Origin of the sequence: Oceanisphaera sp., assembly GCF_052084945.1 — a bacterium.
Classification (GTDB): Bacteria; Pseudomonadota; Gammaproteobacteria; order Enterobacterales; family Aeromonadaceae; genus Oceanimonas.
The window spans coordinates 2009-13647 of the sequence record NZ_JBQDEX010000071.1; the positions used below are offsets into that span (position 1 = coordinate 2009).

The 11639-nt window shown below is 45.9% G+C and carries 8 protein-coding genes and 1 pseudogene; 5 read left to right on the forward strand and 4 right to left on the reverse strand.

Annotation, left to right across the window (positions count from 1 at the left end; translation table 11 throughout):
- Positions 1 to 2: 2 nt before the first annotated feature.
- Complete coding sequence (locus tag ACTHY5_RS07790) at positions 3 to 458, reverse strand: NUDIX hydrolase (protein ID WP_441878406.1); 456 nt, start codon at positions 456 to 458, stop codon at positions 3 to 5.
- Between the two features lie 2 nt (positions 459 to 460).
- A pseudogene (locus tag ACTHY5_RS07795) lies at positions 461 to 979 on the reverse strand (pseudouridine synthase); the annotation flags it as partial.
- Between the two features lie 334 nt (positions 980 to 1313).
- Between ACTHY5_RS07795 and icd the strand changes: the two are divergent.
- The gene (gene icd / locus ACTHY5_RS07800; RefSeq protein ID WP_441878408.1) at positions 1314 to 2564 is read left to right on the forward strand and encodes an NADP-dependent isocitrate dehydrogenase; all 1251 of its coding nucleotides are present in this window, start codon (positions 1314 to 1316) and stop codon (positions 2562 to 2564) included.
- 70 nt (positions 2565 to 2634) lie between these two features.
- On the opposite strand, the gene arcA is transcribed toward icd, so the two are convergent.
- Complete coding sequence (gene arcA / locus ACTHY5_RS07805) at positions 2635 to 3351, reverse strand: two-component system response regulator ArcA (RefSeq protein WP_441878410.1); 717 nt, start codon at positions 3349 to 3351, stop codon at positions 2635 to 2637.
- Between the two features lie 364 nt (positions 3352 to 3715).
- On the opposite strand from arcA, the gene ACTHY5_RS07810 reads away from it, so the two are divergent.
- Positions 3716 to 4207, forward strand: a complete 492-nt coding sequence (locus tag ACTHY5_RS07810; protein WP_441878412.1) for a putative 4-hydroxy-4-methyl-2-oxoglutarate aldolase — start codon at positions 3716 to 3718, stop codon at positions 4205 to 4207.
- Positions 4208 to 4304: 97 nt separating this feature from the next.
- Here ACTHY5_RS07810 and aceK read toward each other — a convergent pair whose 3' ends face one another.
- Positions 4305 to 6044, reverse strand: coding sequence for a bifunctional isocitrate dehydrogenase kinase/phosphatase (gene aceK, locus ACTHY5_RS07815; protein WP_441878414.1), 1740 nt, complete (start codon positions 6042 to 6044; stop codon positions 4305 to 4307).
- A gap of 665 nt (positions 6045 to 6709) precedes the next feature.
- Here aceK and thrA point away from each other — a divergent pair.
- Genes thrA through thrC form a run of 3 tightly spaced genes read left to right on the forward strand, consistent with a single transcriptional unit; the run spans position 6710 to position 11403 of the window.
- Entirely contained in the window at positions 6710 to 9169 is a 2460-nt protein-coding gene (gene thrA / locus ACTHY5_RS07820; protein ID WP_441878416.1) for a bifunctional aspartate kinase/homoserine dehydrogenase I, read from the forward strand.
- Positions 9170 to 10126: a homoserine kinase gene (thrB, locus tag ACTHY5_RS07825; RefSeq protein ID WP_441878418.1), complete on the forward strand. Its 957-nt coding sequence runs from the start codon at positions 9170 to 9172 to the stop codon at positions 10124 to 10126.
- Entirely contained in the window at positions 10123 to 11403 is a 1281-nt protein-coding gene (thrC, locus tag ACTHY5_RS07830) for a threonine synthase (protein WP_441878420.1), read from the forward strand. The genes thrB and thrC overlap by 4 nt, the downstream gene beginning before the upstream one ends.
- The last annotated feature ends 236 nt before the right edge of the window (positions 11404 to 11639 follow it).

Here is an 11639-nt window from a genome sequence, read left to right on the forward strand (position 1 = left end):
CATTAGCGCTGCTGCTTCAGGCTATCAAGAGCAAAGCGTTGGCCGGCGAGGTAATCCTTAAATGACGCTAAAATCATGGGGCTGCGTAATTGGCTGCCTAAGGCTTCAATGTCTGGCAGGGTTAACCAGTGGCAGCGAATAATATCGCCGTCAGGATCTTGTGGGTGTGTGGCTAAGGGCTCAGCCACCTCGGCACAAAAGGTAAAACGCACAAAATGAGTGCCATTATCGGGCGCTTCAAATTGATAAATGGCGACCCCTTGCTCAAGAGGAATGGCTAAGCCCGTTTCTTCTAATAACTCACGCTGGGCACCGGCCAGTAGGGTTTCGCCGGGCTCTAAGTGACCGGCAGGCTGATTAAAACGTATCTTGCCTTGTTGCCACTCTTCCACCATTAAGAAACGATCGCCCGCGCGTATGATCATGGCAAGGGTGACAGCAAAAGGGTGATGACTCATGTGATGGCTCTCCATTGGCCTGAGGGTAAATTATCAAGTGTCCACTGGCCAACGGCATAGCGAATGAGACGTAACGTAGGAAAACCAATATGTGCCGTCATTCGCCTGACTTGCCGATTACGCCCTTCAATAATGTTAATTTCTAACCAGCGGGTGGGAATATGCTGGCGCTCACGAATGGGCGGCGTGCGTGGCCAAAGATTGGGCGCTGGCATAATGCGCACTTGAGCGGGCAGGGTGAGGCCGTCTTTGAGTATGACACCTTGACGAAGCTGGTCTAAGTCAGCCTCTGTGGGTATGCCTTCAACTTGTGCCCAATAAGTTTTGGCGGTTTTTCGACCTGGTTGGGTGAGTTTGGCATTTAACGCCCCATTATTGGTGAGTACCAATAACCCTTCACTGTCTCTATCGAGTCGTCCTGCGGCATATACCCCTGGTTTATCAATAAAGTCTGCCAGCGTTTGGCGGCCTTCAGCATCAGTAAATTGGCACAACACCATGTAAGGCTTGTTAAATAATAGCGTGACTGTGGGGTCTGCTTTAGAGGATGTTTTGGCCATTGCTCTGTTATAAGAGCGTGTTTTTTTGGTATTCATGGGTAAAAAGTTTATTAAACAGAATTTTACCTTAACAAAAGTCTTTGCTTGAGACTAATACCAATCGAAGTGAAGGCACTAGTTGATTCAAAGCTGAATGGTAAAGTGCTGTGTGAGCGGTGGGTTTTCTAGGTTGCTGTACTATTTTGTAGAAAGAGTCAACAAAGACGAAGGTCTCTATTTTTAATTTAACATTTGTGTTACTTATTGGGTTGTTAGATTTATTAAAAAGGTTTTCTCAATAAGGAGTTGTCGAACTATGTCAAAAGTCATTGTTCCTATTAAAGGTCAAAAAATAACAGTGGACGAGCAGGGACACCTTAAAGTGCCACACGATCCTATTATTCCTTTTATTGAAGGAGATGGCATTGGTGTTGATGTTACTCCAGCCATGCAGGCGGTGGTGGATGCTGCTGTTGCTAAGGCATATAACAATGAATGCACTATTAACTGGATGGAAATATATACCGGAGAGAAAGCGACCCAAGTGTATGGCGAAGATATTTGGTTGCCCTCTGAAACCTTAGCGCTTATTCGTGATTATCATGTGGCCATTAAAGGCCCATTGACCACGCCTGTGGGGGGCGGGATCCGCTCACTTAATGTGGCTTTACGCCAGCAACTCGATCTGTATGTGTGTTTACGCCCGGTTCGATATTATCCTGGCACTCCCAGCCCAGTGAAACAGCCAGAGCTCACCGATATGGTGATTTTTAGAGAGAACAGTGAAGATATTTATGCCGGCATCGAGTGGCCCGCAGACAGTGCAGAGGCAACTAAACTTATTGCTTTTTTAACTGATGAGATGGGCGTGCAAAATATTCGTTTTGCTGAGCACTGCGGCATTGGTATTAAGCCGACCTCAAAAGCGGGCACCGAACGCTTGGTGCGCGCGGCATTTAAGTACGCCATTGAGCATGATAGAGACTCGGTGACCTTGGTGCACAAGGGCAATATTATGAAATATACGGAAGGTGCCTTTAAAGACTGGGGTTATGCACTGGCCGAACGAGAGTTTGCTGCCACTCCGATTGATGGTGGCCCTTGGTGTGAATTTATTAACCCTAATACGGGCAAAAAGATCATTGTAAAAGATGCCATTGCTGATGCCTTTCTACAGCAAATATTATTACGGCCAGATGAGTATGATGTGATTGCCTGTATGAATTTAAACGGGGATTATATTTCTGATGCGTTAGCGGCTCAAGTGGGCGGTATTGGTATTGCCCCTGGCGCCAATATAGGTGATGGGGTGGCATTATTTGAGGCAACCCACGGCACGGCACCTAAATATGCAGGGCAAGATAAAGTGAACCCTGGCTCATTAATTTTATCCGCCGAAATGATGCTGCGCCATATTGGCTGGCCTGAGGCCGCCGATCTTATTATTAAAGGCATGGCCGCGGCTATTGCTAATAAAACGGTCACTTATGATTTTGAGCGGCAAATGAGTGGCGCCACATTAAGATCCTGCTCTGAATTTGCCAGCGATATTATTGACAATATGTAACCTGTAGCCAAATAAGAAAAACCCGCCATGGCGGGTTTTTATTGTTAGCTTGCTCAGTGACTGTGAGCTATCAGGCTTCTAACTCACCGCAAAAACGGTAGCCTTCGCCGTGAATGGTCGCAATAATTTCTGGCGTGTCAGGAATTGACTCAAAGTGTTTACGAATGCGACGAATAGTGACATCCACAGTACGGTCGTGCGGTTTCAGCTCACGACCTGTCATTTTCTTCAATAAGTCGGCACGGCTTTGAATTTGCCCCGGGTGCTCACAAAAGTGCACCATGGCACGAAATTCGCTGCGCGGTAGCTTAAACATATCTCCGCTTGGGCTCACCAAAGCGCGGCTGTTAATATCTAAGGTCCAGCCATTAAAGCGATAAGCATCAACTAACTTTTCTTCTTCATTTATCTCTGGCACCTGCATGGTGCGGCTAAGTAAATTACGAGCACGAATGGTGAGCTCTCTAGGATTAAAAGGTTTGGTGATGTAGTCATCTGCACCAATTTCTAGTCCTAATATTTTGTCTACTTCGTTATCGCGGCCAGTTAAAAACATCAGCGCCAAATTATGCTGATCACGCAATTCACGAGCCAGTAATAAGCCATTTTTACCGGGTAGGTTAATGTCCATGATCACGAGATTTACGTGATTATTAGACAGAGCTCTATACATTTCTTCGCCATCTGTTGCTTCTAGCACAGAGTACCCCTCGGCTTCAAAAATGCCTTTTAAGGTGTTGCGAGTAACTAGCTCGTCTTCAACAATAAGAATATGTGGAGTCTGCATGCGCCTACCTGTTTATTAGATGTAAATAGAATTCAGTATCAACAGTTGCCGAAGTGAGAAAGATGTATCATTTGTTACTCTAGCACTTATAGGGTGGTGTGCTATCTCTCGTTAACACGAGGTTGCACAGGCCTGACGGTACTGCTTCTTGAGTTTTTATTATTTGCATCCCATGCTGTGACTGCGTTGCGCCCAAAAAATATACAGCTGGGACAAACAGAGGTCCATTACCCAAAGTGTTAGTATTTTAACAGTTAACAGGAGCATAACAATAGTTAGCCGCTGATAATGTTAAATTTGCTCGTGATAGGTTGGAGAGGTAAGGTTGGGAGTGTGGTTAGTTTATCTATTATGGAGGCTTTAAATGTTAGATTTATTACCTGATTTATGTGATGAGCATGGCGATGAAATTGAAATATTAGCGCCCCTCTTTAAAGACTACGGTGCAGCACAGACCTTTTGGGGCCAAGCAGTTACAGTACGTTGTAATGAAGATAACTCAAAAGTACGTGAGTTATTGGCAACGCCTGGCACAGGTAAAGTGTTGGTCGTTGATGGTGGGGCAAGTGTGCGCCGTGCGCTAATGGGTGACCAAGTAGCGATGTTAGCCATAGAAAACGGCTGGGCAGGCGTAGTGATTAATGGCGCGATTCGTGACGCAGGCGCCATTAGTGAAATGGCCTTAGGTGTAAAAGCGCTGGCGACTTGTCCAATGAAAACCGAAAAACGTGGGGTAGGAGAGGTAGACGTAGAAGTGACCTTTGCTGGTGTGACCATTAAGTCTGATGATTATATTTACGCCGATATTAATGGCATTTTGGTGGCCCGTGGGCCACTGACACACCACTCCTTTTAACCTATACAGAGCGTATACAAAGTGGATGAGTACTAACGGGTATATTAGATGATGCACCAGTAATAAAGTGCATCATCTGTGATCAACAAAGTTAGGTTTATCTGTGTGAGTTAATATCTTGGCCATACAGCGTGCTAAAGCGTTGTTGCTGTGAGTAGGGAAAGACATCACCGAATTGCCCCTCAGTAATATTACTTTGTAGCGCTCGCCAATAATCTGCCGTAAACAAATTATGATGCTCTGCTTTAAAGGCATCTTTGATGCGTGGGCTGCTCAGTAAAAAGGTAGCGAATTCCTCAGGAAAAATATCGTTCTCAGCGACTGAATACCAAGGTTCAGCACTTAGCTCATCTTCAGGGTAGCGTGCCTTGGGAATGTCACGGAAATGACACTCTGTCATATAACTAATTTCGTCATAATCATAAAAAATAACTCGATTATGGCGCGTCACGCCAAAGTTTTTAAATAACATATCTCCAGGAAAAATATTCGCCGTGGCTAACTGTTTAATGGCGTTTGCATATTCATCTAACACCTGTACTCGCTCTAATTCAGACGCTTGCTCAAGATAGAGGTTAAGCGGTGTCATGCGTCGCTCGGTATATAGATGATGAATAATAAGTGTATGTTCGGTGAGAGTTAGCTGTGAAGGTGCGACCTGCTGCAGTTCGTCTAGTAGCGCAGGGCTGATGCGATCTAGGGGTAACTCAAAGTTGGTAAATTGCATAGTATCTGCCATACGACCCACTCTGTCGTGTTGCTTTACCAGCCGGTATTTAGCGCGCACAGTGTCGTGATTAATGACTTTAGGGGGGGTAAATTTATCTTTAATAATTTTAAACACTATATTAAATGAGGGTAAGGTAAATACGCTCATCACCATGCCTTTAATGCCCGGTGCCATTACAAATTGATCACGCGATTGTTGTAATTGTTGTAAAAAATCACGATAAAACTCGGTTTTTCCATGCTTTTGGCAGCCAATTGCGCTGTAAATTTCATGATCGGCCTTGCTCGGTAACAAAGGGCGTAAAAATTGCACTAACGGCGCTGCTTCTGGACACCAGACCATAAAGTAAGCACGAGAAAAGCTGAATAAAATAGAGGCATCATCATAAGACAAAATAAGAGTGTCTATATATAAGCCGCCGTCGCTATGGTGCAAAATAGGCAGAATAAAAGGCAGTATGACCTGATTGCATTCTATTCGAGCAATTAAATAGGCTCCTTTGTTACGAAAGAACAATGAGTTGATAACATCAATCCGTAAGAGCTGCTGCGCAAATGCCGCCGGTGCCTTGTCTTGTATATAGCGCCGAACGTAGGCTAGGTCTTGGCTGAGATTGCGAAAGGGCACACTCAAGTTTAGCGTGTCAATAATATGGCTCAGTGTGCCGTCTAGCTCAGGTAAATGAGTGTGGTAAGACTGGCAATAAGATGCGGTTTGAGTGGCAGCGGCACATGAGATAAAACGGTGCACATACAAGTTATTAGCGTGAATGTTTTTATGGCGAAATGATCGCCGGTACACAGAGTTATAAAAAGATTCGGCAATTTCAGGGTTCGTTTGTTTAATCAGTAAATCGTTAAACGTCTGCTTAATAGATTTTAGTTTACTGGCACCAAAAGGGGCATGTCCGTGCTGCTCTCGGATCGCCTGCATTGTTTTTTTAACATGCTGATCATAAAGACGAATGCGTTCTACCCCGGCCTCTTGTACCGCTTCCCAGTCTTGGCGTTCAAATCGGTCTTGAGCGCCGTTTGTGATATCCAAAAAGCAGTTATAAAAGTCCTCAAACCGCGTCATAATGACGCGAGCTACACCACCATCATCCACTTTATCTCTCCCTAATTAAGTCATACTTGGCGCTGTACATTAACCCAACTAAGCTTGCGGGTCGTTGCGACTGCTCGCACTTTACAATGTCTGCTAGCCGCTTTTGTGACTAGGGTTACCAGCCTACCGTTATTGTGGGTTTTATGGGACAATAGGCCCCGTTTTGATGGGGTATTTTGTTGGGTAGGGCATGCAGCTGTATTTTGTACTTAAATTGCTGGCCGGTGCGAGTAAAATCAAAGCTATACGCTTACTTTGCTTCTACAAAAAAAACAGAGCGATTGCTTGGTGAAATAGTAATGAAGCAGCATAAAAAACTGGCGTGTTGGGGGTGTATCCATTGCCTATGCTAGTTCGGCGCAATGTAAACTTATTACATTTGCTTTATAAAGACTTCAACCGTGCCTTATCAAGCCACAAGGGGAGTTGACAAGTATGCACTCTCGGGGTATTGCTATGGCATACGTTTTTAGAGGTTTTTCGTTATGTTGCTTTGTGCACACCGCATCACCACCATTATTATTACCGGTACCACTACCAGTGGTGCTGGGGCAGGCTGATGCGCTAACGACATACCGATTAGAATTCTAAAGCCCGCTTCCCCATCCGATGCGGGCTTTTTACATTTTCGTTTAGTACTTTTCGTCTAGAACAGGGAGTTATAAATGCGTGTCTTGAAATTTGGCGGCACCTCATTGGCCAATAGCGAGCGATTTAATAATGTCGCCGATATTGTGGTCAATAATCAGCAGCAATCTCAGGTGGCGTTGGTGTTATCCGCTCCCGCCAAAGTAACGAATCATTTGGTGGCGGTAGTAGAGCAAACCATTCGTGGTTTAGACCCCGCACCGGTGTTACAAGAAATTGAGCAGATTTTTCACGATATAATCGATGGTCTAAAAGCTCAGTTTGCTTCACTAGATGATAGTGCGCTAAAAGAGCGTATTGAACGTGAACTCAGCCAGCTGGCTCGTTTGCTGCAAGGGGTTAGTTTATTACAGCAGTGCCCTGACAATACCCAAGCACACATTTTAAGCCGGGGTGAAGCCTTGTCGATTGCGACCATGGCTGAGTTATTAAAAGCCCGAGGCGAACAAGTAGAAGTTATTACCCCACAAACCATGTTATTGGGCGAAGGTAGCTATTTAGAAGCCACCATTAATATTGGTGTATCCCGTGAGCGATTTGCACAACAGACGTTACGTACCGATTGCGTATATCTTATGCCAGGCTTTACTGCAGGCAATGAGAAGGGTGAAACGGTTATTTTAGGTCGCAATGGTTCAGATTATTCTGCTGCTGTATTGTCGGCTTGTGTGAATGCGCAATGCTGTGAAATTTGGACCGATGTAGACGGCGTTTATAACTGTGATCCGCGTTTGGTACCCGATGCCAAGCTGCTTAAGCAACTGTCTTATAAAGAAGCGATGGAGCTGTCTTATTTTGGCGCTAAAGTATTGCATCCCAAAACTATTGCGCCCATCGCACAATTTCACATTCCGTGCTTGATCAAAAATACCAGTCATCCCCAAGGTGAAGGGTCACTGATTGGCCCAGAATGCAGCGATGATGACCAGCAGGTTAAAGGTATTTCTGACCTCTCTGGCATGACCATGATTAATATTTCAGGCCCAGGCATGAAAGGTATGGTGGGCATGGCTGGACGCTTGTTTTCTTGTGTCTCGCGCGCCGGTGTTAGCATTGTGCTGATAACCCAAAGCTCGTCTGAATATAGCGTGGGCTTTTGTATTCACAGTTTTGATCAAGCTAAAGCGCAGCAAGCCATTGCCGATGAGTTTGCTCTTGAGTTTGAAAATAAACTGCTAGAGCCATTAGATATTATTGAAGATCTCGCCATTATCTCTTTGGTTGGCGATCGTATGCGTACGGTAAGAGGAGTGTCGGCCCGTTTCTTTAATGCATTAGCAGAAGCGTCTATTAATATTGTTGCTATTGCACAAGGCTCGAGCGAGCGCTCTATTTCGGCGGTGATCCATAAAGCAAAAACCACTGAAGCGATTAAGGCGTGTCATCAAAACTTCTTCTCTAGCCGTCGCTTTATTGATGTGTTTTTAGTGGGCTGTGGGGGAGTAGGTGGAGAATTGCTAGAGCAAATTCGCCGTCAGCAGCCGGTGCTAGAAACTCAAGATATCGGTATTCGCGTAGTGGGCATTGCTAATTCTCGCCAAATGACGGTAAACCGTGACGGTATTAACTTGAACGAGTGGCAAGATAAGCTGGCACAAGCAACCGATACCTTTAACCTACCGCGCTTGCAGCGCATGGTAGAAGACAGTCATCTTATTAACCCTGTGCTGGTGGATTGTACGTCAAGTGATAGCGTGGCTGAGCAATATGCCGACTTTTTAGCGGCGGGTTTCCATGTAGTGACGCCAAACAAAAAAGCCAATACTGCAAGCCTAGATTACTATCGTCAGTTGCGCCGTGCCGCTCAGCGTACTCACCGTAAGTTTTTATATGAAACCACAGTGGGCGCGGGTTTACCGGTTATTGAAAACCTACAAAACTTGCTGCGTGCGGGTGACAAACTAAACTCCTTTGGCGGTATATTGTCGGGCTCAATGTCGTATATTTTTGGTAAGTTAGACGAAGGCATGAGCTTTGCGGATGCCACACGTGTAGCACGAGAAAACGGCTTTACAGAGCCTGATCCCCGTGATGACTTAAACGGCATGGACGTGGCACGTAAGCTGCTGATTTTAGCCCGTGAAGCCGGTATGGAGTTAGATTTATCTGATATTGAAATTGAAATGGGCTTGCCACCTAATTTTGATGATAGCGGTGATATTGAGACCTTTATGGCGCGCCTGCCAGAAGCGAATAATTATTTTGAGCAGTTGGTGTCTGAGGCAGCCAGCGAAGGCAAAGTACTGCGCTATGTAGGTGAAATTGAAAATGGTCACTGCAAAGTGGCCATTAAAGCGGTAGACGGTGATGACCCACTGTTTAAAGTGAAAGACGGCGAAAATGCCCTGGCATTCTATACCCAATATTACCAGCCTATTCCCTTAGTGCTGCGTGGTTACGGTGCCGGTGCGGATGTTACCGCCGCCGGTGTGTTTGCCGATTTACTGCGCACCCACAACTGGAAGCAGGAGCTATAAATGAGCGTTGTTGCTTTTGCCCCAGCCTCTACGGCTAATGTAAGCGTGGGTTTTGATGTATTGGGGGCCGCAGTGGCCCCTGTTGATGGCACAGTGCTGGGTGATCGGGTATTGGTGGCTAATACTGATGGCGATTTTAATTTGACCACTGTGGGCGCCTATGCCCATAAGTTGCCAGACGATTTTACGCAAAACATTGTTTATGAGTGTTATTTAGCATTTGAAAAAGCCCTAGCAGCTAAACAAGTGGCAGTTAAGCCGCTCACCATGACCCTTGAAAAAAACATGCCTGTTGGTTCGGGGCTCGGTTCGAGTGCCACTAGCATAGTAGCGGCTTTTGTTGCCTTAAATGCGTTTTATGATACTCCTCTTAGCGAACATGAGCTCATGTTGCTGATGGGGGAGCTAGAGGGGCAAATTTCTGGCTCTTTGCATTACGATAATGTGGCACCTTGTCATTTTGGCGGCATGCAGTTGGTGCTAGATGAAGTTGATATTGTGAGCCAAACGCTGCCAAGCTTTGATGATTGGTACTGGGTGTTGTGTTATCCCGGCATTAATATTTCTACCTCGGAAGCACGCGGTATTTTACCGGCACAATATCGCCGCCAAGACTGCCTGACTTATGGGCGTCGTTTAGCGGGGTTTGTACATGCGTGCCATACTGGCCAAGAGCCGTTGGCGGCAGCCATGCTAAAAGATGTTATTGCCGAACCCTATCGCGCCCAATTAATCCCAGGTTTTGATGCGGTGCGTGATCAAGCCGCAGCATTAGGTGCATTGGCTACCGGTATTTCTGGTAGTGGCCCGACAGTGTTTTGTGTGCTGAAAGAGTTAAGCCAAGCTGAAAAATTAGCAGCGTGGCTCAATGAGCATTTTATTCAAAATCAAGATGGTTTTTGCCATATTTGCAAAATCGATACCCAAGGTGCGCGAGTAACAGGAACAGAACTATGAAGTTGTACAACATTAAGGACAATACGGAAACCATCAATTTTACCGGTGCCGTTAAACAAGGTTTAGGGCGTGAACAGGGCTTATTTTTCCCTGATAATTTAACACCCATCGCCAATATTGATGCCTTACTCGAGTTGCCATTAGTACCGCGCTCGGTGGCGGTATTACAGCACCTTATTGGTGATGAAATTCCGGAAGCCACTCTTACCGCTATGGTTGAGCGTGCGTTTACCTTTCCGGCTCCTTTGGTAAAAGTAGACGATCACACTTATGCCCTTGAGTTATTTCATGGCCCAACCTTGGCGTTTAAAGACTTTGGTGGTCGCTTTATGGCGCAGTGCTTGGCTACATTAAGCACAGACGGTAAAAAGATCACGATTTTGACCGCCACCTCTGGTGATACGGGGGCCGCTGTAGCGCATGCTTTTTATGGCTTGCCTAATATTGAAGTGGTTATCTTGTATCCAGAAGGAAAAATTAGCCCACTACAAGAAAAACTGTTTACCACCTTGGGTGATAATATTCGCACCTATGCGGTACAGGGCGATTTTGATGACTGCCAAGCGCTGGTAAAACAAGCTTTTGATGATGAAGAGCTAAAAGCCGCTGTGGGCCTAAACTCTGCTAACTCGATTAACATTAGTCGGTTAGTTGCCCAAGTATGCTACTACTTTGAAGCCGTAGCGCAGCTACCCGTAGAACAGCGTAATAAAGCGGTTATTGCAGTGCCATCGGGTAACTTTGGTAATTTAACGGCGGGCTTAATAGCCAAGGCGTTGGGCTTGCCGGTGAAGCGCTTTATGGCCGCAACCAATGCCAACGACACAGTGCCGCGCTACCTAGAAAGTGGTAGCTGGGATCCTAAAGCGACCGTGGCTACCTTATCAAACGCCATGGATGTTAGCCGTCCTAATAACTGGCCCCGAGTAGAAGAGCTGTGCCGCGTAAAAGGCTGGAACTTAGCCGATATTGCCTCAGGTTCACTAGACGACGCGCTTACTCAAGATGCCTTGCAGCGCTTATTTGCTCAAGGTTATTTATGTGAGCCCCATGGCGCCATTGGTTGGGACTTGCTGAATAAAGAGCGTGGTAAAGATGAAGTGGGCATTTTCTTATGTACGGCACACCCGGCCAAGTTTAAAGAAAATGTAGATGCCATTTTAGGGCAAGACTTACCTTTGCCAGGCCCGCTTGCTAAGCACCTTGCCATGGAGCCACTTAATGGCACCATAGCGGCTGATTTTGCCGTGCTAAAAGAAAAAATGATGGGTAAGTGATAGCGCCGAGCACCCGGCGCCAAGCGCCTAGCTAAACCCGAAACACCGAGCCTGATGACTCGGTGTTTTTATTTCAGAAAGCCGATGGTTTTGAGTCTTTTTGTAGGGGCGAATTCATTCGCACAAAAAGGGCAGCACCCAGCGCCAAGCTAATACCAATCTAAGTAAGTATATGGTAAGTAAAAAACTAAGGGCTATTTTTGCCACGGAAGACACGGAAAAAGGCAAGAGCGAAA

Bases quoted from the DNA above. Each gene is read 5' to 3' on its own strand.
- ACTHY5_RS07790 (WP_441878406.1), bottom strand. From the start codon at position 458: ATGAGTCATCACCCTTTTGCTGTCACCCTTGCCATGATCATACGCGCG.
- icd (WP_441878408.1), top strand. From the start codon at position 1,314: ATGTCAAAAGTCATTGTTCCTATTAAAGGTCAAAAAATAACAGTGGAC.
- arcA (WP_441878410.1), bottom strand. From the start codon at position 3,351: ATGCAGACTCCACATATTCTTATTGTTGAAGACGAGCTAGTTACTCGC.
- ACTHY5_RS07810 (WP_441878412.1), top strand. From the start codon at position 3,716: ATGTTAGATTTATTACCTGATTTATGTGATGAGCATGGCGATGAAATT.
- thrA (WP_441878416.1), top strand. From the start codon at position 6,710: ATGCGTGTCTTGAAATTTGGCGGCACCTCATTGGCCAATAGCGAGCGA.
- thrB (WP_441878418.1), top strand. From the start codon at position 9,170: ATGAGCGTTGTTGCTTTTGCCCCAGCCTCTACGGCTAATGTAAGCGTG.
- thrC (WP_441878420.1), top strand. From the start codon at position 10,123: ATGAAGTTGTACAACATTAAGGACAATACGGAAACCATCAATTTTACC.